This is a genomic window from Neotabrizicola sp. VNH66, from assembly GCF_049445895.1.
Taxonomy (GTDB): Bacteria; Pseudomonadota; Alphaproteobacteria; order Rhodobacterales; family Rhodobacteraceae; genus Pseudogemmobacter.
In genome coordinates, this window is record NZ_JBMSDW010000033.1 from 1 (window position 1) to 20,132 (window position 20,132).

The following is a 20,132-nucleotide window of genomic DNA, read 5'->3' on the forward strand; positions in this document are numbered from 1 at the left end:
GTTTGAGATGCCCGAGACCTTCATACCGATTCGCACGCCATAAGTTAGTTTGATATCAATCAGTTACGAGAATTCAGCTCGCGCCTAGAAGTTGCCGCCATGCATACTGCGCCCATGGTGCAGCCGAGGGCATCTGCTTCAAGCCACCAGTGGTCTTAGCGCAGCCAAGGACATTGGCACATCAATACCGACAGTGAGCGTCCACCCCGTCGCTCAAGCTTACGTCTGCCAAAAACGATTGTTTTTGGAAAAGATTCTATGGGTGCACTGGTAGCTATCGTCGATACCCACGGTAGTCCTGCTCTTCGAGCATCGCAGCATCGCAGAATACCAGCAGTGTAAGGGTTTCCTCCGGGCCGACCCTGATCGTCTGCTCCTGAATCTCAAACCGATCAGAACCGGCACGGTCGAACCACGCATCCGCCCCGATCTTGCGCAGCGTCGGGTTGTCGGGATCGATACCGAACTGGATACCAAAGGCATAGCTCTCGGCGTCGAGAGTGTCTTGAGGGAACCAACGGTCCGGGACACTGGGCGAACGGACGAACCACTTCCTACCCTTCGGCCCATGGCAAACCAGCATCGACGGCGTGTGATCAGTTTCGACAAGTCGGATTGCCGTGGCGGTCTGGCTAGAATCGAAGGCATCTGCCAAGGCCTTGATCGCTGTGAAGTTCAGCTTCTTCTGCGCTCGCGCGAGCGGTCGGAATAGATAGCCGGGCATAAGCAAATCAGCCGCATATCCATCAGCGGTGCGCTCGGGCGAAACTCCGGTCCTTGGTCTGTACTCATCGACCCGGCAGGCGAGGCAACGGCCTCGATGGTGGTGCCAGTGGCCCAGCTCGTGCGCGATGGAAAACCGCTTTCTGCGCCACTGGCTGTCCCGGTTGATCGTGATGATCGCGCGGTCGGCTGTCCCGACGATCCTTGCTTCGCAACCGTCGAGCCGCCTGTAGCGGACCTTAGCATTGACATGATAGGCGACCGCTTCAAGGTCTATCTCGGCTGGGTCGGTAACGCCCAACTCCTGAAGCAGTGTTTCGGCAGGCGACGGCCGCATCAGGTCTTTCCGAGGTCCTGATCGCCGTCCAGCAGGCCCAGTTCGGCAAGCTCCTCGAGCATCCCGACCACATCGGAATCCGAAAGTTCGTCTTCCTTGCGCGCCGCGAGCGTCAGCCCGGGGATGCTACCTGCGCGCGCGATTACGGCACGAAGGCGGGCGCGGGCGTCGGCGATATCGACAACCGGCGTGGAAAGTCCTTTTTCAGCTTGACGGCTGGAAGCAACACCGGCCTTCGCCGCGTTCATGCGCGCCTTGTTCGCCGCCAGCAGTCTGTTTTCGAACATCGACCGCATTTCGGCAGCGTGCCTTTCGGGATCGCCGCCGTCCTCTCGGAACTCGGCCAGAACCTCGTCGTCGGACAAGTTCAGAATGTCCTCAACGAACTCATCTGCCAGCCGGTCGATCGGCCGACCGGCCTTGTCGTTCTTACCGATCATGGCTGCCATCCTTCGGGATATCTCTTGTCGATCCGACGGCGGATCAGCTTTCGTTTGGAATCGTAGGCTGTCCTGTCGAGACCGGTCAGCTCTCGCAGGTCCTCCGCCGTCATGCCCTCCATAGTACCTTCCACAATGTCCTTCGCTGCCGGGTCGTCGTCGAAGAGCGCGAGCAGATCGGCACGCATCCGCGCGTCCTGCTCGGCTTGTACGATCCTGGACTCCACACTCGGCGCAGGGTCCGGGACACTCATGGCTGTCGCAGCGCCGCTTCTTCCCTCGATGGAAACGAGGGCAGGGCGGCGATCGGCCTTTTCCTGCTCGCCGTCGGCGATGCTGCGCATGGCCTCGGCCAAAAACCGCACCGCGTCCACATGCGCCGGGCAGACACGGCTGCCATCGAGCGCACGAGCGAACGCCTCCTGCAGCAGGTCTTGGGCCGGAACGGCGGGGCGCGCATAGTAGGCGGCGACCTTTTTCAGCCGCACCCAATCGGCGGCCGAAAGGCCTCGAATCGCCTCGACGATCTCGGCGCTGCTCCTGGCGGTCGCGGGTTCCTGCAAACTCACACCTTCCGTCCCCCTTCGCTCTCCTATGCGGGAGAGCGGCCCCTGCCCGGACATGAAACGGCGGATGTCCGGGACTCCCCTCGATGTCCGCATAGGGAGTCGAGGCGCATCAGGGCCGGTTTCCGGTCCGCGTCGCGATACCGACAGGAGAACAAAAATGATCTACGCGATCAACTACGACCTGAAGCGGCCGGGTCAGAGTTACGACGAGCTGCACAAGGCCATCAAGAACCTCGGGGACTGGTGGCACTACCTCGGATCGACATGGCTGGTCGATACCAATCTGAACGCCAAGGGCGTCTGGGACCGGCTGGCCCCCCACGTCGACAAGAACGACCGCGTCCTCGTGATCGGCGTCACCCGCGACTATTCGGGCTGGCTGACCCAAGAGGCTTGGGAATGGATCAACAGCCGCCTCAACAGGCTGGCGGCCTAAGAGAAGGAGCGAGGCATATGCGTGTGCAGGGTGCGGTGATCCGCGAGCAGGGTCAGACCTTCGCCGTCGTGGTGGTGAAACCCCATGTGGTGCAAAATAGCGTGGCTGCCGCCGACGCGATCCGGGGCTTCGCCCCGGTCTTCGGCGTACCGGTCGTGCTGATGGCGCAGGACGGGCGCGGTCGGCCGACCTATTACGGTCGGCCGGACATCGCCCGCTTCATGTCGCGGGTGCCGCTGCGGTCGATCCCGTGGCGCGAGTACACGATCACCTGATCATGGCGGGCAGACCAGTGCGATATCGGCCTAAACTAGATCGGGGATTTTGTGCTCGATCGCCCTGACTGCCTCGCGCATGAGCTGCTGGAACCCAACCTGGTGTTCAGCGCTGCAGCTCAAGCGGCGGTCATGGGTTTCTGCCCAGGCCCTCTGGGCGATATCATAAAAGCCCATCGTTGCCTTTTCTCAAAGTTCCCATCCCAGATCCCTGTCGAGTTCGCGCTGCCGCCTGCGCTCTTCGTCTAGCTCCAGCTCGCGGTCTTTTTTGCGGGCCTTTTCCCGCTCCTGATCTTCCGCCCTGGCATTGCCCAACATACCGGCAAGCCTGCCGCGTAGGTCCCGGCTCCCCTGCCCCGGTGCATGATCATGCTCCTCGCTCTGACTCCGCCCTGCAATGCGTGCCAGACGTTCCTTGATCCCCTCGGGGTCCAGTTCCTTCGCCTGCCGCCCTGCGGCGGCGCGCAGCGCCGCCAGCCCGGCGCTGACATGGCCCTGCCCCTCTTCCCGGGCCTCGGCCCATGCCTCGCGCGCCAGCTCCAGCCGCTCGCGCACTTCTGCAAACATGGCTTTGGCCTGGCGCACCGCGTGGACCCGCGCGCCCCGCTGGGTCAGCGGTTCATAGTCGCGGCCCTCGGCCTCGGCTGCAAACTGCGCGCGCCGCTCGATGGCATTGGCGGCGGGGCCAAGCTTCAGCTCCGGCTCGCGATCCAGTTCCTCGGCCTTCAACGTGTCCCCAAGGGACAGCGCCTCTTCGCGCTGCACCTCCAATGACCGATGATCTACGCGTCCCTCCTGCCCCGCCAGCTCAAGGGCGTGGTTTTGCAGCTCGGCCCAGTAGCCGCGCAGGACCTCGATCTCCGGCCCACCGGTGCTGGCGGCATCGAGAATGCGGGTCTTGTCGGTAAGCCCCGCTGCGGTCAACGCCCTCGTGGTGGTCAGGATATGAGCATGGTGATTGCGCTGATCGCCCTCACGGTGCGGCGCGTGGATCGCCACGTCTGCCGCAACGCCATAGCGCTCGACCAGCTGCTGAGCGAAAGCCCGCGTGATCTCGATCCGCGCGGCGTCCGATATCTCGGACGGCAGGGCCAGTTCCCATTCACGGGCAGTCACTGAATTGGACCTGGTCTCGCGCGCCTCGGCGGCATTCCAGAGCGCGGCCCGGTCCTGCGCCCATGACGGCGCGTCAGCGGGGGCGAGAATAAAGCAGGTCTCGACCCCGCGCTTGGCGGTGTAGTCGTGCATGCGCCCTTCACGGTCACACTCGATGACGGAGGCCGACCGATAGGCCGCCGCCGCCGTCGCCGACCGCCCGGCGCTGCGTTTGATCGTCTTGACGGAAAGGTGGTAGCTGGCCATGGCCGCGTCCTACCGATCCGGCGACGGGCAAAGGCAGGCGGACTGCCAGGCATGCAAACAGGTAAACATGCAAACAGGCAGGTTGTCTGCTGACCATCCGTGCAAGCAGGCCACCGCGCAATCAGGCAGACATGCGGCCATGCCGACAGGCGGGCGGTCATGCTGCCGGGCATGCGCGCAGCCAGCGCCACGATGGGCCATGGTTTGCTGGACAAGCGAAGTCCGGCAAACCCGATCCGGCAGGCTGTCCCGCTCTCGGGGCAGGCGGAACCGGATCGTCCGCTGGCACTGACGGCCTCGCGGAACCGCCCCGCTCTCGGGGCCAGTTCCAATGAGGGCGGCAGGGACAGCGGGCCGCAATCCAACCGCGAAGGTTGGCCAGGATGGGTTCGGGAAGGCGGGACGCGCTTCCTGATCCGGCGCAACAAGCGCCGGACTGGGGACGCCGTCGGCGGGGGGCCATGCCCCCGAAGAGACCGCACGCAAATCTCGGAAGCGCCGCAGGCGGTGGAGAGTTTGCATAAGTGCGCCCTTGCCCTTTACAGGCCTACGGGTACCCGCTTGACCTTGCCCCGTCAATGCGACATTCAACCCAAAGATGTTTTGAATTTCCTGCGTGTGTGAAGGTACGAATGGCTGAGACAGAATTGGAACGCGCCGAGAAGCGCTACGCCCAGGCCAAGGCCCGGCTCCTCGCCCTGAAGAACCGCGAAGCGACGAAGGCGCGCAAGCTGGACACGCGGCGCAAGATCATCCTCGGCGGCGCGCTGGTCGATCTGGCGGAACGGGATTCCAACGCCGCCGCCATGATCGAGCGCCTGGTCCGCAACCTGCCCCGTGAACAGGACCGCAAGGCTTTCGAAGGCTGGGATGCGAAGCAGCCCGCCGCTGCATCACCCCCAACAGACCCGCCCGCTCCGACGCCCTCGACCTGACCGCCGCCCCTTTCCTTCAGAGGGGGAGCGCTGCTCGCCCCCCCTGCCCTCTTAGCTGGACCTGATTTCCTTGCAGTATGTATTCTCCGCCCTGGGGCTGCTGTCGCGGCTGTCCCTCTTCGTTGTCTTCACCCCGGTCCTTGCGGTGTGGTTTTTCGTCTGGATGGTGATCGCCACCGGCTTTGCGATGTTCGCCTGGCTGATCCTGATCATCATCCTGTCGGATGTGCCGATGGGCGAAGCCCTCTGGCACTGGGTCCTGTTCTGGCCGATGCTGATCGCGGGCTGGATCGCCGGGGCGAATGACTGGTCGAACCGGACGGGCATCAAGCTTTGGGGCCGCAGGCCAAGCGACAGCCACGGCTCGGCGCGCTTTGCCACCCGGAAAGAACGCGCAGCCTTCGAAGGCGGTGATGGCCTCCTGATCGGCCGCGACCTCGATACCGGCAAGCTCCTGCGCTATGACGGCCCGGCGCACCTCCTGACCCTCGCCCCCACGAGGGCAGGCAAAGGTGTCGGCACGGTAATCCCGAACCTCCTGCTGACCGAACGCTCGGTGCTGGTGATCGACCCCAAGGGCGAGAATGCGAAGATCGCGGGCGAGGCGCGCAAGCGGTTCGGGGCAGTTCACATCCTCGACCCCTTCGGCGTCACCGGTATACCCGCCTCGGCCTATAACCCCCTCGGGCGGCTCGACGCGGAAAGCCCCGACCTGGGCGAAGATGCCGCCTCGCTGGCCGAAGCCCTGGTGATGGATCCGCCCGGCCAACAGTCAGAAGCCCACTGGAACGAAGAGGCCAAGGCGCTGCTGGCCGGGCTGATCATGTTCGCCGTGGCCCATGAGGACGCGGATCGCAAAACCCTCGACACAGTGCGGGAATATCTGACCCTGCCACCCGAGAAGTTCCGCGCCCTCCTGGAGCTGATGCAGGACACCGATGCTGCCGGGGGATTGATCGCCCGCGCCGCAAACCGCTTCCTTGGCAAATCTGACCGCGAAGCGGCCTCGGTGATGTCCTCGGCGCAGCGCCACACCCATTTCCTCGACAGCCCCCGGATCGTGGCCGCGACGGCGCGTTCCGACTTCCAGTTCTCTGCCCTGCGGCACGACCTGACCTCGATCTTCCTTGTCCTGCCCCCGAACCGCCTCGATGCCTACAGCCGCTGGCTGCGCCTTCTGGTGGCCCAGGCGCTTCAGGATATCGCAAGGGACGCAGAAGCTGCTCAGGCAGGCTCTCAGCGTCTGAAACAGCCCGCCCTGTTCCTCCTCGATGAGTTCGCAGCCTTGGGCCGACTGGAAGCGGTGGAACGCGCTATGGGGCTGATGGCGGGCTACGGACTGCAGCTCTGGCCGATCCTGCAGGACATGAGCCAGCTGAAAGACCTCTACGGCGCGCGGGCCAATACCTTCGTCGCCAACGCGGGCGTGCTGCAGACCTTCGGGGTGAACGACTTCGAGACGGCGAAGTGGCTGAGCCAGATGATCGGGCGGGAAACCACCGGCTATCAGACTGAAAGCCACAAACCCGGCGATGCGCCTTCGACCTCGTACAACGTCACGGCACGCGACCTGATGACCCCGGACGAGATCATGCAGATACCGCCCCATGTCCAGCTGCTGCGCGTCCAGGGCAAGCCCGTGATCATCGCCCGCAAGCTGCGCTACTTCGCCGATAGGGAATTCGACGGCCTGCACCGATCACCGGACGCGCAACCCGCAAATCCCAAATCTGAACCCTGATCGCGCAACGCCGATCTCTGATCCCCTGTCGCCTATCCCCGATCACGGAAGTCACAATGCCAGAAGCCGGTTCCGCCTCCCCTGCCCTCTCCCTCGCCGCCCTCGGTGAAATGGTGGATCTTCTGGGCGTCGTCGTCGCCAGAATGTCGGAGAAGCTGGATCAGCACGGGGAAACCCTTGCGGCGGTCCAGACGACCGCGCTGGAAAGTAGGGACGCCGCACAGGCTGCCAAGGTCTATGCTGATCCGCAGCGCTATGGTCGCCACATCGGCAACGAGATCGACAAGGCACTGGTCGTTCCCCTCGACCGGCTGGAAGGCCTGCACCTCGGCCTTGCTGCCGATCGGCGGGACGCCAGCCGCACCCTGGATGAACTGGTCCGGCAGGAAGAGCAAACCCTTCAGCGCCTGCGTGACGATCTGGCAAGGGCGGGACGCTGGAAGAAGCGCGCCCCATTCATAGCCATCTTAGGGTTGGTCCTGGCGCTCGGTCTGACCATCGCTCTGCCCCGCTTCATGGCAGGCAACGGTACCGCATGCGCTGTCCTTGGGGGTGAGTGGCTGCGGAGGCCAGAGAGCGGGAAGGAGGCCTGCGTGTTCTATGCTAGGTGAGGCGAAGAGTGTTCCAGACGAAAGTTATCCACAGGCCTAGGTGTTAAATATGGGTTAGATTCAGTGTTAAGCGCAGAAAATCGCTCGCAAGGTACTGAAACAAATAAGCGATTCCGAGCGGGGTGTGTGTGAAAGTACGAAAGAACGTGTGTAAAAGTACGATAGAGCGTGGGCAAAAGTACGAAAGCGGCTTGCGTGTGTGAAAGTACGAATCAGCGTGGATTTCGCGCGCGCCCTGCCCTACTGTGTGTGAAAGTACGAAAGGCTGCCCTGTGTCTGACGACCATGTAGTAAACCGTTCCCCTCTCTTGCCTGATCGGTATCCGCAGGGCGATTTCTTCGTGTGCGACATCTTCGACGCTGTGCCGAAGGCTGACATGGCCTCGATGGAACATCCGATCTTCTCGCTCTCAACCAAGCCAGATACGCGAGTCAGGGAGTATGAGCACAACGGGATCAAGATCGCGATCAAGCCTTCTGTCGATGGCCTCGCGACGGTTCATGATCGCGATGTCCTGATCTACTGCATAAGCCAGCTCATGACTGCCCTGAACGATGGGAAAGAGGTTTCCCAGGTTGTCCGGTTTCGCGCGTTTGACATGCTGGTCGCTACGAACCGGAACACGGCGGGTTCCGGGTACTCTCAGCTGAAAGCAGCCCTTGAGCGCCTGGCTGGGACCAGGATCAGCACGAACATCGTGACCGGCGGAAAGGAGATTTTCAGGACCTTTGGCCTGATCGAGAGTGCTGAGGTCGTTAGGGAAACCCGTGACGGCCGCATGCAGGAAGTCGAGATCAAGCTTTCAGACTGGGTTTTCAATGCGATCCGGTCAAAGGAAGTCCTCACGCTGCACCGCGATTACTTCCGGCTCCGGAAGCCGCTGGAGCGGCGCATCTACGAACTCGCCCGCAAGCACTGCGGGGCGCAGAAGGAATGGCGGATCAGCCTCGCGTTGCTTCAGAAGAAGTGCGGGTCGAACTCCACCCCCCGTGAGTTTCGGCGCTTGGTCATGAACATCATCCGAGAGGATCGGGAACACGACCACATGCCGGACTATGCAATCTCCTATGACGAGCAGGAGGACATGGTCACTTTCTCAAACCGGCAGGGCGTGAAGATGGTGCTGCTTCCGGCGATAGCGCCGCACCTTGACCCAGATGTCTATGAGACGGCCCGGATGCTCGCTCCTGGTTTCGACGTGTATTATCTAGAACGCGAGTGGCGCAGCTGGCTTCCAGAGACGCCGCGCAACCCGGAAGCCGCATTCTTGGGCTTCTGTAGGAAGTGGGTGCAGAACAGAAAAAATACCGGGTAATTTCAAATACCGGATTTGTTTTTGTAAAGCTCCCAAGCCTCCTCGATTAGGACGCCTTGCTGCACACCCCTGCGCTTTGCTTCATTGGCGATCTCTTCGGAAATGCCGGGCATGACCTTAGCGTGGACTTGCCCCGTCCGGGGGCTAGGCTTGCGCCCGCGTCGCTTCTGGCCGTCACGGGCAACGAAGCCCAGTTCCTCCCCTGCCCGCTCTGCCTTCTCGATCGCCTGCGGGCTGCGGTCTTTCTCCCGGCTTTTTAGGCGACCGAGGTCGATGTTGAAGGCTTTTCCGTCCGACATCTCAGATTCCCTCTGCCAGCCGCTTGTAGACCGCCTGGGCGAACAGAGCGGCGTTCTCGATCGCTCCGTCCATGTTCCCTTGGGCGGGCATGTTCCGGAGGTTACCTCCGAACTCGAAGAGTGCGGAGAACGCTGCCCGCTCCAGGAGCGGCGGATCAATCAGATCGACGCCTTGTGCCGACAGTGACTCGGCGATGCCGCTATGTTGTTTCGAACGGACGGCCTTCGTCATCGTGAAGACGACGGCGTGCGGGATCTTCCGATCGAGCGCTTCTTCCTCTTCGGCGATGAGCTGAAGCGCTCTGACACCAATTGTGGCGTCCAACGTGGTAGCTCGCATCGGAGTAATGACGAGATCGGCCTGAGAAATCGCACGGGAAACAAGCCGCGATGCGACGCCCTCCAAGTCCACGACGACGATTTGACCATCCGTGTCGTGCTGCTTGATGCTCTTCACGATGTCAGACTCGGTGACGCTCGACAGAACCTGAATTCGATCGGGCAGGGGGGCCCGGTCAGCCCAAAGGGTCAGAGAGTGGTTGGGGTCACAGTCCAGCATGACCACGCTCGCGCCTGCATGGGCCAGCTCTGTCCCTAACAGGATCGCCGTCGTGGACTTCCCGGCACCCCCCTTCGGCGATGCGATGACAACGGTCGGCATAGGCGTCTCCATGTTATCCGATAACTACATTAACCGGATAAATTGAAAAATCCAATATAATTGTAGCACAATGAGTACGCTTGACGTATCTCGTCAAGGCACCTATCTTCCCAAGCAAGATGATCCTGAGCTATCGCGACAAGAGGACCGAGAGCTTCGCACGCGGCGAGTTCGTGAAGGCGTTTCAGGGGTTCGAGGACCAGGCCGCAAAGCGGCTCGCTATCCTGAACGCCGCGCCCTCTCTGGACACGCTTCGGGCGTTGCCGAGCAATAGGTTGGAAGCCTTGCGCGGCGACAGGGCAGGGCAGTTCTCCATTCGCATCAACCAGCAATGGCGCATCTGTTTTGACTGGCCTGAGGGACAGCAAGGGCCAGGTAACGTTGAAATCGTGGATTACCACTGACGAAAGGAGGTCAGCCCATGTTCATGAGAGCAGTACATCCCGGCAACGTCCTGAAGGACGAGCTGGAAGATCTGGGCATCACGCCCACGGAATTTTCGCGACAGATCGACGTGCCACCCAACCGGGTGAGCCAGATCATCGCCGGCAAGCGATCGGTCACGGGCGACACGGCTCTTCGCTTCGGGCACTGGTTCGGGACCGATCCACAGTTCTGGTTGAACCTGCAAGCGCAGTTCGACCTGGTGCAAGCGGACAAGGAGACTGGCGAGACGATCCGGCACTTGCCGACGCGTGCCAGCCTACCGCCGCAGCCCGAACAGCCAAGACTGGTCTGAAGCCAGCCGGAACAACCATGCCGGAAGGGCAGGGACCCCGTTCCTGCGATCGAAATGGATGACATACCTCAAAGATAAGAAACCACAAGGTAACATGCTGTAATGATGAACGAAATTTTCCAAGGCAGCTTGTTTACTCATGACTTCCTGACGCAGTCGATTTCCGACAATCCCGATTGGGCTCAACTGACGGACAGCGCGATCGACGGGCTCGCGAGCGAGCTTCAAGACATCTTCGCAAAGTTTCCCGTCAGCCAGACTCCGAACGAAACTCGCACAGAGGACGACCTGATCTGGCCGATCCTGCGCTTCCTAGGCTGGTCACAGTCGATGCGGCAGCAAAACTTGACGGTCAAGGGCCGTGAGGATGTTCCAGATGGCTTGCTCTTCGCAGATGCCGCCGCAAAGGCGCAGGCCGATCAGCATCTGGAAGAGTACAAGCGATACCAGTTCGGCCTTGCTGTTGTTGAGTCCAAGCGGTGGAAGCGCCCGCTCGACCGGCGTTCATCGAAGCGGGGCGAAGAACTCGCCCCCTCCACCCAGATGTTGCGGTATCTCCGCCGAGTTGATGATCTCACCACGGGCAAGCTCCGGTGGGGCGTTCTGACCAACGGCGGCCGATGGCGGCTCTATTATTCCGGCGCACGATCAGTCTCTGAGCAGTTTTTCGAGATCGACCTTGCGGCCGTCCTCCGTATTGAGGGTCAAGGCGATGGACTGTTCGCCCTGGATGCCGAAGAGCAACGACACGCCTTGCGGGCCTTTGCCCTCATCTTCCGCCGCGAGGCCTTTCTTCCTTCGGCCACGGATCAGCGCACTTTCCATCAACGCGCGATGGACGAAGGAAAGTTCTACGAAGAACGAGTTGCGACAGATCTTTCCAATCTGGTATTTGCACAAGTCTACCCCCTGCTTGCGCGCTCGATTGCCACGGCCGCCCCGGAGGCCGGGCTACAGGATGTGCGCCAGGCAGCCCTGATCCTTCTCTATCGTCTGCTTTTCATCCTCTATGCCGAAGACCGCGACCTCTTGCCGGTGAACGATCGGCGCTACGATGACTATGGTTTGCGCGACAAGGTCCGAATGGAGATCGGCCGCCGCAAGGATGACGGGGATATCTTTTCCTCCACCGCCGCGCGCTACTGGTCAACGCTCGATGACCTTTGTCGCGCCATCGACAAAGGTGACACCTCGATCGGCTTGCCCCCCTACAACGGCGGGCTTTTCGATGCCGACAGAACGCCGCTCCTGGGCAAGATCAGATTACCCGATTCCGTTATGGCCGAAGTCATCGACAAGCTGTCCTTCGAGCGTCGGGACGGCACCCGTAAGTACATCAACTACCGCGACCTCACGGTGCAGCAGCTCGGATCGATCTATGAGCGCTTGCTAGAGCATGAGGTTGTGAAAGACGGGGAAACCGTTGAAATTCGCCCGAACATTTTCGCCCGGAAGGGATCGGGCAGTTACTACACGCCCGATGACCTTGTCAGTCTGATCATCCATGAGACCCTGGAGCCTTTGATCGGCAAGCGCGTCAGGGCGTTTGAGGACAAGGCCCGCGAGCTGGCTGATGGCACCCAAGAAGACGGTCTAAAACTCACCGCACTGAAGCGGCTCGATCCTGCCGAACGCCTGCTTGACCTACGCATCTGTGACCCTGCCATGGGCTCGGGGCACTTTCTGGTGAGCCTGGTCGATTACCTCTCTGACCAGGTGATCATCGCCATGGCTGAGACCGAAAAGATGGTCGAATGGGCAAGCGAAGATCATCCCTACATCTCCCCGCTCGCCGATCGCATCGAGGCAATCCGCAACACGATCCTGGGCAACGCTGAGGCCCGAAAATGGACTGTTGATCCGGAGCAACTTGATGACCGGCACATCATCCGCCGCATGGTCTTAAAGCGCTGCGTCTATGGCGTGGACAAGAACGTCATGGCAGTAGAGCTCGCCAAGGTAGCTCTCTGGCTGCATTCGTTCACAGTGGGCGCGCCGCTCTCGTTCCTCGATCACCACTTGCGCTGCGGCGACAGCCTCTTCGGATCTTGGGTTAAGACCGGCATTGCAAAGGCAACCGCTTACGGCAGCCCACTTCTGCTACATGAGCCGGTCAAGGCGGCCTATGGATCGGCCGCCTCGATGCAGATGATTGAAGGCCTGCCCGACGCCGAGATCGCGGAGGCGCATCGGTCCCAGGAGATCTTCGACGGTGTCCAGGTGATGACGGCACCCCTGAATGCTTTTCTCTCCCTGTTGCATGCGATCGAATGGCTGAACCTGAAGGGCAAGGACAATGCCAAGGCTATCAAGGGCTTCTTCGATGGAGCCTTCGGCGATCCCTTCGAGATCGCACTTGGAAAGCGAGAGCCGAAAGTACGCGACGAGCACGGGAGGCGCTTTGTCGAGATTCTTGCGTCTGCGCGAGAGCTGGTTATCGAAGAGAACTTCTTGAACTGGCAGGTTGCCTTTCCTGGGGTCTGGTCGGACTGGCAGGAAGATGGCCTGAAGGGCGGCTTTGACGCCATCATCGGAAACCCGCCCTGGGACCGCATGAAGCTGCAACAGGTTGAATGGTTTGCTGCCCGCAAAAGAGACATAGCCCTCGCGCAGCGCGCATCCGACCGCGCGAAGATGATCGCCTCGCTTGAGAAGGCAGGTGATCCGCTCGCCCGCGACTATGCCAAGGCCGCGACTAGGGCCGAGACCGGCACACGCATGGCCAGGAGCGGCGGCGACTATCCACTTCTTTCCGGCGGCGACATCAACCTCTACTCCCTCTTTGTCGAGCGGGCGATGAGGCTGGCCCGCCCCGATGGGCTGATAGGGTTGCTGACACCCTCAGGGATTGCCTCTGACCTGACGGCGGCAAAGTTCTTCAAGGGAGTGGCGACCGAGGGCCGATTGAAGGCCCTCTATGACTTCGAGAACCGGCGGCCAAGGTACGAGCTGAAGCCATTCTTTGAAGATGTAGACAGCCGCTTCAAATTTTGTGCCTTTGTGGCAAGTCCATCCCCACTTGGAGGACAGGCGCAGTGCGCGTTTTTCCTGCAAGCAACGGCAGAGCTGAACGATCCTGAAGTGCGCTTCACTTTGAGTGCTGACGACTTCGCCAAGGTCAACCCGAACACGGGAACCGCACCCATCTTCCGGTCTCGACGTGATGCTGATCTTACGAAGGCAATTTACGCCGCCGCGCCGATCCTTGTGGATCGATCCTCCGGTGCTGAGGTGAAGGCGTGGCCTGTCAAGTACGCGACCATGTTTCATATGACCAACGACTCGGGGCTTTTCCGAACCCGCAAGGAGCTCGAAGAGGAGGAAGGGGCCTATCCGATCGGCGGCAACCTGTATGGCAGCGCATCGGGCAGCTGGCGCCCACTCTATGTCGGGCGCATGATCCACCAATTCGATCACCGGGCTGCATCGGTCGAGGTGAACGAGGCGAATGTTCACAACGCCGCCCTGAGCGGCGACGTGAGTGCCAAGCAGAAGGCCGATCCCACGTTCGCGCCAACGCCTCAATTCTGGGTGCAGGAGAAAGAGATCACGCTTCCGGCAGGTATGGAATGGTCTATCGCTTTCCGGGACATCGCCCGCGCAACGGATGCGCGAACGATTATTGCAGCAGCTATTCCGAGGGCGGGCGTCGGGAACAAGGCACCGCTGCTTATCGGGCACGATAGAGACACAATGGCTCGCCATGGACCCACAATGCTCGCAAATCTCAACGCGACCATCTTCGACTTTGCAGCACGATCGAAGGTGCATAGCACGAGCGTCAACTGGTACATTGTTGAGCAGCTTCCCGTCATCCCGTTGGCCCAGTTTGAAGCGCGCAAGTTCGGAAAGAAGACGGCTGCGCAGGTTGTCCAAGAGATCGTTCTTGAGCTCACCTATAACGCCCATGACATGGCCCCCTTGGCCAAAGACATGGGCTATGTCGATGAGAGCGGAACGGTTCTTCCCCCCTTCACCTGGGATGAAGAGCGCCGCTTGAAGCTCAGGGCGAAGCTGGATGCGGTGTTCTTCCTGCTCTACGGCATCGAGAACCGCGATGATGTTCGCTACATCTACTCAACCTTCCCGATCATCGAGCGCCAGGAACTCGATGCCTACGGCGGCCGATACCGCTCGCGCGATCTCTGTCTATCATACATGAATGCGTTGAAGGCCGGTGATCCAGATGCGGAGATTGACCTATGACATCAAACTTTAGACAAACCCCCAGCGCCTCGAATTCTTTCGGCTTTGATTTGTACATTTCGCCTTTAGAACCGTTTCGTACTTATCTGGTGGAATAAATCTGGCTTTGTAAGTATCACCACCCTCTCGGGTCAAATGAAGAACGGCAGGGCGATCAATCTCCAATATTGGCTGAATACGAACTTGGTGAGTATTGTTGGAAAAGTGAGTAATGTTAGTTTCCAATGGTCCATTGGGGAAGACTAGTCGAATAGATCTTTCTTCACTACGGGCCACGCCAAAGTATGCGCCAAGCGTTGCAACTGGGAGCTGGACCGCTGACCCGGACTTGCCACTCTGTCCTCCCGTTTCTCGCGCCAATATTTGAAGATAAAGGTGCTTTGGTCGATCCGAGATTTCACTGAACTCAGAAAGAAGCTTGTCCTTTGTCGCTTGACTGGGCTTGGACAAACCCATGATTTTTTGGAACAAGGGGCGTGGGTGCGGCTTCGTCTTCGTGGGAAGGTAGGGCTTCCCACAGCTCGGCACCTTCGTTTTTTCTCTGTCTTCAGAGGCCGTTCCATGTGACTTTGATATCCGCTGCACATGCCCCAGAGTGACCATCTTCGCACTCTTCCGTAGCGCAACCCAGTAGGCATCTAGCGCCTTCTCATCAGCGCCTCCTCGGGAGATTTTCACTTCAAGTGACGCTTCACTGTTCCGCTGGAGACCGCCTCCTGTAAGGTTCGATGACCCAACAATTACCCGAGTCTCAGACGCAAATCTGAATTCATAGTACTTAGGGTGAAAAGTCGCGTTCGCATAATCATCCTCAACAAAACCGGCGTATGTTCGTCCGGGGAACAAATTATCTAGAAGCATACCATAGTATAATGCATCTGGAGTTGTTACTCCATTTCCAGCACCATAGATACTTTCAAACCTTCCGCCTCTAGAAATGAATGCTTCAATGCTCTTGGACAAAAGGCCAAGACCCTCCCACCGTACATATGCTACCGCAAACCTTACTTGTTCGAGCGCTTTATCTTCGAACAGACACAGAAGGCGGTTGAGCGTTGTTTCATCGCCGTTCCTTGCCTGATCGACTAATATAGGATTTAACGCCACCTTTTACCCGTTCTTGTTGCCGCACGAAAAGCTTCAAACCCTTCTGATAGTCTTTATACTGACCCGGAAAAGCTGCGCAATCTCAGGCAGGGGCCGCAGCTCCTCATCCCGCATCCGGCGCACTTCAGCCTTCTGAGCGGTGGATAGGGCAGGGGGTCTGCCCCCGATGCGGCCGCGCTTACGAGCTGCCTCCAACCCCTCCCTGGTCCTCTCCGAAATCCGCTCCCGCTCGAACTGAGCGATGGACGCGAAGACGTGAAACACCAACCGCCCTGCGGGCGTGGTGGTGTCGATATCCTCGGCCAGCGACCGGAAGCCCGCGCCATGCGCCTGGATGGCGTCAACGATATCGAGAAGATCACGCAAGGAACGGGCGAGGCGGTCGTACTTGGTGACGGTCATTACGTCGCCCTGGCGCAGCTGATCGAGCAAGCGGTCCAGCTCGGGCCTGCTGCGCGCCGTGCCGGTGATTTTGTCGGCGAAGATCCTCTCGGCACCCGCCGCCTTCAGGGCGTCGATCTGGCCGTCCAGGTTCTGGTCTTCCGTGCTGACGCGGGCGTATCCGATGATCATGCCACATAGTGCCAAAAACCTCCCAAAACTGCAAAGGTTTTGTCATGGGTTTTTGTCCGGTCTAATCCCTTGATCCAGGGCAGGGCAGGGGGCCGGGACAGAAACGACCATTTTGGGGCCTTTACTTTCATTACAGCCGGATCTCGAGGGCCTTAAAGAAACCCGTTCATCTCAAGCCTGCATGTCTGTCCTTAGGATGGACGGAAGTTCGTCCGGGCCCTATCTGGTAAGGACGGGTATCAAGCGTCCTGCGTCCCGGCGCCAGACCAAGCTCCGCGACTGTCTGGCCAAGGCGCGATCTAGAAAGCCGCGCTCTTGTGAGGTGATCTGGGCGAGGGCGTCCTTGGCGGCGGCGCTCAGGACTTCCTTGGCCTCCGCATCGGCCTTGACCATGTGAACTTTACCGGCCTGCCCGGGGGTAAGCTCCATGTCGAGATGCAGCCGACCTGCCGGCCCAAGCCCTGCGAGCAGCACTGAGTGCAGGTCTTCTTGGCAGCTCATCATGAGTTGCTGGAGTCGCCCTCCGCCCCATATCCAGCGGATCCCGCCCCATCCGTCCCGCGCTATCTTGTCTACGCCGCTGGCGAGCGCAGTGCGCGTCGTACCGATGCTGATCACGCGCTGACGGCTGGCCGGGATCCCGAATTGGCGGGTGAGCTCGGCCGAGGCGACGAGGGCAGGTCCGTTCGCGATCAACCCGCCATCTGCGTAGCGCTCGCCCCCTATCCTGTGGAGCGGGAAATAGAGCGGTGCTGCGGCCGAGGCCATAACAACCTCGAGGAGGGGAAGATCCCAATGCGCCGGGTCAGTGCTTCGAAAGATGACCGGTCGGCCGCTGCTCTCGTTGACGGCAGGAATGATAAGCACGCGGTCGAGCTCGCCGAGGCGCACATTGCCTAGGATTTCAGAGAGCAGCCCTTTGAGTGGCTCGGGCTTGAAGCGGGCAGACAGGATCCCGGGTGCGGTCGACATGATCCGGCGCTTCGGAAAGATCGCTTCACCGCGCTTTTCCATCAGGGATACAATATCGTCCGGCGCCGTGTTCGTGGCGAGGCCCGCGGCAAGGATCGCTCCGACGGAGGTTCCGCAGATGGCGTCGAAGCTCCTGTTGAACGGGCCTTTGGCTTTCAGGGCCTGTCGCCGCGACTGTAGGGCGGAGGCGATGCAGGCGGAGAAATATCCCAAGAAGCCCCCGCCATGCAGGGCTAGGATCGTGGCGGAGCCGGGCTCTGGAGCGGGGAGGAGAATGTCAGGTTCCCTCCGGTGCGAGGTCGATCCAGAAGACACTAAGATCGATGCCCGCACCAGAAAGCGCGCTCATGTCGCCCTGCGCGGCCTCGGTTTTCAGTAGAAGCAGCGGGACGTCTTCGCTGTGGGCGATGGCATAGGTCTGGGCCGAGAAGAGATCGCCCTCTCCGAGCACCTGCCGGATCTTTGCAAAGCTATGCACGGCGTTCCGCGAGAATGGGAGCATGAGATAGTAAGGCGCCGCATCCCCGAGACCCGGGGCGGTGCTGTCGGCGCAGTCGCGCAGCAGCTCGTCGAGACGGTTGTTCAGCCTGAAGCGATCGGCCTCTGGCTCACCGGCATAGGCATCTGCCACAGCGGCAAGTGCGGGCGCCGCGAAGGCAATGACGTCATCGACGGCGGCCAAGTGCCGCATTACGGGCAGATCGGAAGAGCGATCAACGATCTGGAACGTCTCGAGGGGCCCCGGGATCAGCATGTCCCTTCAGCCTTGTGCATCCGTATGGCCCGACGCGGGCATTGCAGAGAGCGCGTCCTTCATCGACAAGCGCGGCTGATGTCTTGGAGCGAGCCCACGGGACGTGACGTCGAGCGGCGCGCCGCTTCTCGCCAATCGTGCATAAATTTCCTTTCCGGTTGCAAAGCCGGGCCCTGCCGCCTTGGTTGCGGCATCGACGAGAGACAGGAGATCATCGGCGGACAGAGCGACGATCTGCTCCGCGTCCTTGCGCTTGCTGTCCGACATGACTTGAGGACAGGTGCCTATCACGACGGACATGAAGGCGCCAGGGTTGCGTTTGACCTTGGTGACACTCCAAACTTCAGGGCCACTGGCCGTAAGGATTTTCAGGACCGACTCGATGCGGCCTGCCCGGTCTGGCGGCAGAAGACCACGCTCGACGAGGGTAGCCATGGGGTGGCGCAGCTTGTTGGTCACTCCGACACCGGCTCTCAGGTGTGTCTGTTCCACCATAACGTATCGCTCCGTTGGACGGGACCCATAGATCAGGGGATCTACGTGGTCCTTTTGACGTACAATATGGTCCTTTTATGATTTTTGCAAGTCTTACTTAGAAGCGGGCTTTGCTGATCTTGATCGGGAATGCCTTCGGCGGCCAGAGGCACACCTGGGAAGAACGTGGACGGGCTACAGACATGACGAACGAGGAACGAGCATTCTCCTCGGCCCACTTCAGGGACGGGTACAAGTGACGCTTCAGCTACGGGAAGCCGTTGCGGCGTTGCGCAAGAAGGGCCTCAGCGCGCGGCGGCTAGAGGGCGGCCTCCCTAGATAGCGCAAGGACGGCAGGTCAGCGCTCATGGGACTACCGTGAACACACCACCATCAAAATGATGGACGGGTGTCAAAAACCACCGTATTTGGCCCATCCCTAATTTTTGACCAAAGGTTTTTGTCACAATCGACCGGCAACCATGCGGAAGGAAGCAGCCGCTGATGAAGGCAGCCACGAATGGTCATATCTTTACTCAAAAGGTCGCGGGATTGATGCACCATGGCACTTCATCGAGTTGCCGAGAAACTTGGTTTCGATTGGTCAATGTTGCTCGCAGTTTCAACAGGAAACGGCCTGAAGGGTAGGCCCCTGACCGGGCACACCGCTCTGACCACTTGACACAACGTCCCAGCAGGCGGACGAATGTGACGAATTGTCCGTCTTTGGACTCAAACAACGGTGGCTTATGTTCTCAAAGCTGAAGCGGCTACTGAAGGTAAAGTCAACGCAGGGGCTTTCTTCATCAACGCCGAGGCTTTCCTCTCCGAAAGCTTGGAATGAGACATGGGAAGAAATTTATGAATTTGAAAAGTGGGTTCAAAAACAACCTGATGCTGTTTGCGTAGATCTTCTATGCCGCCTTGGCTTGCGACTGTTGCCAACAGTTCTTGTGGACAATGGGCCTATCATTTCTGGATCAGGCTTCGAACAGACGCTTGATGCTGCGGTTGAGATTCTTGCACACCAAGTCGAACGCAGTTGCAATCGTCCCAATGACATAAAGCCGCTGAGCGGACGCGGTTTCTTTGAATTGTGTGAGGGCGGCGGCGGCCCCTATGCTGGCACAACATGGCATGCTATCGAATCCTGCGCAGACGGTTTTGGTCCCACCTTCATGAAAAAGTATTTATGTGAAGTTCTCGCCAATATCCGTCGAAACACGCCAGAACACAGTTTGAACTATGATCAATTCTGCCGAGCAGTACTTGCTGATAGTGCCGCATGGGAGGCATGGACAAGATCAGGCCACGCTCAGCAGGCCAGGGCTGAACTCATGATGTCTTCGCTTTGGGATGGTAATCAACCCGTGGCAATGTACAACGAAGGGCTACCGAAAATGTGCGACTATCTCGCGACAAAAGGTGGCTACGCACATCTCCTCCTTCTGTCATTTTTCGACCGCGACGGAGCGTGACGCGGTGTAACCTCTGGAATGGCAACGGGCGGCGCCTGAGGCACCGCCCGTATTGGGGTTGTCGTTTGCCTGGACGTCAGGCCGCTTTGGTGACGCGACGCTTGAGAGCGAGCTTCATCGCGAA

20 protein-coding genes are annotated in these 20,132 nt (G+C 60.1%); 10 read left to right on the forward strand and 10 right to left on the reverse strand.

Going from position 1 to position 20,132, the window contains the following annotated elements; all coding sequences use genetic code 11:
* Positions 1-274: 274 nt before the first annotated feature.
* Genes ACO2Q5_RS23370 through ACO2Q5_RS23380 form a run of 3 tightly spaced genes read right to left on the reverse strand, consistent with a single transcriptional unit; the run spans position 275 to position 2,069 of the window.
* The gene (locus ACO2Q5_RS23370; RefSeq protein ID WP_423295556.1) at positions 275-1,060 is read right to left on the reverse strand and encodes an ImmA/IrrE family metallo-endopeptidase; all 786 of its coding nucleotides are present in this window, start codon (positions 1,058-1,060) and stop codon (positions 275-277) included.
* Positions 1,060-1,500 (reverse strand): hypothetical protein, encoded by a 441-nt coding sequence (locus tag ACO2Q5_RS23375; protein ID WP_423295559.1) that lies wholly within the window; start codon positions 1,498-1,500, stop codon positions 1,060-1,062. The genes ACO2Q5_RS23370 and ACO2Q5_RS23375 overlap by 1 nt, the downstream gene beginning before the upstream one ends.
* Positions 1,497-2,069: a hypothetical protein gene (locus ACO2Q5_RS23380; protein ID WP_423295562.1), complete on the reverse strand. Its 573-nt coding sequence runs from the start codon at positions 2,067-2,069 to the stop codon at positions 1,497-1,499. The genes ACO2Q5_RS23375 and ACO2Q5_RS23380 overlap by 4 nt, the downstream gene beginning before the upstream one ends.
* A gap of 157 nt (positions 2,070-2,226) precedes the next feature.
* Here ACO2Q5_RS23380 and ACO2Q5_RS23385 point away from each other — a divergent pair, with 157 nt between their 5' ends.
* Both ACO2Q5_RS23385 and ACO2Q5_RS23390 read left to right on the forward strand, forming a co-directional pair.
* Positions 2,227-2,505, forward strand: coding sequence for a hypothetical protein (locus ACO2Q5_RS23385; protein ID WP_423295564.1), 279 nt, complete (start codon positions 2,227-2,229; stop codon positions 2,503-2,505).
* A 17-nt stretch (positions 2,506-2,522) separates the two neighbouring features.
* Positions 2,523-2,780, forward strand: coding sequence for a hypothetical protein (locus ACO2Q5_RS23390; protein ID WP_423295566.1), 258 nt, complete (start codon positions 2,523-2,525; stop codon positions 2,778-2,780).
* Positions 2,781-2,969: 189 nt separating this feature from the next.
* Here ACO2Q5_RS23390 and mobQ read toward each other — a convergent pair whose 3' ends face one another.
* Positions 2,970-4,142 carry a MobQ family relaxase gene (gene mobQ / locus ACO2Q5_RS23395; RefSeq protein ID WP_423295568.1) on the reverse strand — a complete coding sequence of 391 codons (1,173 nt, stop codon included), beginning with the start codon at positions 4,140-4,142 and terminating at the stop codon, positions 2,970-2,972.
* 632 nt (positions 4,143-4,774) lie between these two features.
* On the opposite strand from mobQ, the gene ACO2Q5_RS23400 reads away from it, so the two are divergent.
* The 4 genes from ACO2Q5_RS23400 (at position 4,775) to ACO2Q5_RS23415 (ending at position 8,745) form a co-directional block, all read left to right on the forward strand.
* Positions 4,775-5,077, forward strand: a complete 303-nt coding sequence (locus ACO2Q5_RS23400; protein ID WP_423295570.1) for a mobilization protein — start codon at positions 4,775-4,777, stop codon at positions 5,075-5,077.
* 70 nt (positions 5,078-5,147) lie between these two features.
* Entirely contained in the window at positions 5,148-6,818 is a 1,671-nt protein-coding gene (locus ACO2Q5_RS23405; protein WP_423295572.1) for a type IV secretory system conjugative DNA transfer family protein, read from the forward strand.
* 56 nt (positions 6,819-6,874) lie between these two features.
* Positions 6,875-7,429, forward strand: coding sequence for a hypothetical protein (locus ACO2Q5_RS23410; protein ID WP_423295574.1), 555 nt, complete (start codon positions 6,875-6,877; stop codon positions 7,427-7,429).
* A 377-nt stretch (positions 7,430-7,806) separates the two neighbouring features.
* Positions 7,807-8,745: a replication initiator protein A gene (locus tag ACO2Q5_RS23415; protein WP_423295576.1), complete on the forward strand. Its 939-nt coding sequence runs from the start codon at positions 7,807-7,809 to the stop codon at positions 8,743-8,745.
* 2 nt (positions 8,746-8,747) lie between these two features.
* On the opposite strand, the gene ACO2Q5_RS23420 is transcribed toward ACO2Q5_RS23415, so the two are convergent.
* A complete protein-coding gene (locus ACO2Q5_RS23420) occupies positions 8,748-9,044 on the reverse strand; it encodes a chromosome partitioning protein ParB (RefSeq protein ID WP_091303785.1) in 297 nt (98 codons plus the stop codon).
* A 1-nt stretch (position 9,045) separates the two neighbouring features.
* Entirely contained in the window at positions 9,046-9,705 is a 660-nt protein-coding gene (locus ACO2Q5_RS23425) for a ParA family protein (protein WP_423295579.1), read from the reverse strand.
* An 80-nt stretch (positions 9,706-9,785) separates the two neighbouring features.
* Between ACO2Q5_RS23425 and ACO2Q5_RS23430 the strand changes: the two genes are divergently transcribed.
* From ACO2Q5_RS23430 to ACO2Q5_RS23440, 3 genes are all read left to right on the forward strand, one after another.
* On the forward strand, positions 9,786-10,109 hold the full coding sequence (locus ACO2Q5_RS23430; RefSeq protein WP_423295581.1) for a type II toxin-antitoxin system RelE/ParE family toxin: 324 nt from the start codon (positions 9,786-9,788) through the stop codon (positions 10,107-10,109).
* A gap of 17 nt (positions 10,110-10,126) precedes the next feature.
* Entirely contained in the window at positions 10,127-10,444 is a 318-nt protein-coding gene (locus tag ACO2Q5_RS23435; RefSeq protein WP_423295583.1) for a HigA family addiction module antitoxin, read from the forward strand.
* Between the two features lie 102 nt (positions 10,445-10,546).
* Positions 10,547-14,650 carry an Eco57I restriction-modification methylase domain-containing protein gene (locus tag ACO2Q5_RS23440; protein ID WP_423295585.1) on the forward strand — a complete coding sequence of 1,368 codons (4,104 nt, stop codon included), beginning with the start codon at positions 10,547-10,549 and terminating at the stop codon, positions 14,648-14,650.
* Between the two features lie 1,140 nt (positions 14,651-15,790).
* On the opposite strand, the gene ACO2Q5_RS23445 is transcribed toward ACO2Q5_RS23440, so the two are convergent.
* The 4 genes from ACO2Q5_RS23445 to ACO2Q5_RS23460 form a co-directional block, all read right to left on the reverse strand.
* Positions 15,791-16,330 (reverse strand): recombinase family protein, encoded by a 540-nt coding sequence (locus tag ACO2Q5_RS23445; protein ID WP_423295587.1) that lies wholly within the window; start codon positions 16,328-16,330, stop codon positions 15,791-15,793.
* A gap of 219 nt (positions 16,331-16,549) precedes the next feature.
* On the reverse strand, positions 16,550-17,635 hold the full coding sequence (locus ACO2Q5_RS23450; protein ID WP_423295589.1) for a CBASS cGAMP-activated phospholipase: 1,086 nt from the start codon (positions 17,633-17,635) through the stop codon (positions 16,550-16,552).
* On the reverse strand, positions 17,580-18,056 hold the full coding sequence (locus ACO2Q5_RS23455) for a hypothetical protein (protein ID WP_423295591.1): 477 nt from the start codon (positions 18,054-18,056) through the stop codon (positions 17,580-17,582). The genes ACO2Q5_RS23450 and ACO2Q5_RS23455 overlap by 56 nt, the downstream gene beginning before the upstream one ends.
* 6 nt (positions 18,057-18,062) lie before the next feature.
* Positions 18,063-18,515, reverse strand: coding sequence for a hypothetical protein (locus ACO2Q5_RS23460; RefSeq protein ID WP_423295593.1), 453 nt, complete (start codon positions 18,513-18,515; stop codon positions 18,063-18,065).
* A gap of 764 nt (positions 18,516-19,279) precedes the next feature.
* Between ACO2Q5_RS23460 and ACO2Q5_RS23465 the strand changes: the two genes are divergently transcribed.
* A complete protein-coding gene (locus tag ACO2Q5_RS23465; RefSeq protein WP_423295595.1) occupies positions 19,280-20,008 on the forward strand; it encodes a hypothetical protein in 729 nt (242 codons plus the stop codon).
* Positions 20,009-20,132: the final 124 nt, after the last annotated feature.

Bases quoted from the DNA above. Each gene is read 5' to 3' on its own strand.
- ACO2Q5_RS23465 (WP_423295595.1), top strand. From the start codon at position 19,280: ATGTTCTCAAAGCTGAAGCGGCTACTGAAGGTAAAGTCAACGCAGGGG.
- ACO2Q5_RS23400 (WP_423295570.1), top strand. From the start codon at position 4,775: ATGGCTGAGACAGAATTGGAACGCGCCGAGAAGCGCTACGCCCAGGCC.
- ACO2Q5_RS23455 (WP_423295591.1), bottom strand. From the start codon at position 18,056: ATGCTGATCCCGGGGCCCCTCGAGACGTTCCAGATCGTTGATCGCTCT.
- ACO2Q5_RS23410 (WP_423295574.1), top strand. From the start codon at position 6,875: ATGCCAGAAGCCGGTTCCGCCTCCCCTGCCCTCTCCCTCGCCGCCCTC.
- ACO2Q5_RS23435 (WP_423295583.1), top strand. From the start codon at position 10,127: ATGTTCATGAGAGCAGTACATCCCGGCAACGTCCTGAAGGACGAGCTG.
- ACO2Q5_RS23440 (WP_423295585.1), top strand. From the start codon at position 10,547: ATGATGAACGAAATTTTCCAAGGCAGCTTGTTTACTCATGACTTCCTG.
- ACO2Q5_RS23425 (WP_423295579.1), bottom strand. From the start codon at position 9,705: ATGCCGACCGTTGTCATCGCATCGCCGAAGGGGGGTGCCGGGAAGTCC.
- mobQ (WP_423295568.1), bottom strand. From the start codon at position 4,142: ATGGCCAGCTACCACCTTTCCGTCAAGACGATCAAACGCAGCGCCGGG.
- ACO2Q5_RS23375 (WP_423295559.1), bottom strand. From the start codon at position 1,500: ATGATCGGTAAGAACGACAAGGCCGGTCGGCCGATCGACCGGCTGGCA.
- ACO2Q5_RS23445 (WP_423295587.1), bottom strand. From the start codon at position 16,330: ATGATCATCGGATACGCCCGCGTCAGCACGGAAGACCAGAACCTGGAC.
- ACO2Q5_RS23370 (WP_423295556.1), bottom strand. From the start codon at position 1,060: ATGCGGCCGTCGCCTGCCGAAACACTGCTTCAGGAGTTGGGCGTTACC.
- ACO2Q5_RS23390 (WP_423295566.1), top strand. From the start codon at position 2,523: ATGCGTGTGCAGGGTGCGGTGATCCGCGAGCAGGGTCAGACCTTCGCC.
- ACO2Q5_RS23420 (WP_091303785.1), bottom strand. From the start codon at position 9,044: ATGTCGGACGGAAAAGCCTTCAACATCGACCTCGGTCGCCTAAAAAGC.
- ACO2Q5_RS23385 (WP_423295564.1), top strand. From the start codon at position 2,227: ATGATCTACGCGATCAACTACGACCTGAAGCGGCCGGGTCAGAGTTAC.
- ACO2Q5_RS23415 (WP_423295576.1), top strand. From the start codon at position 7,807: ATGGCCTCGATGGAACATCCGATCTTCTCGCTCTCAACCAAGCCAGAT.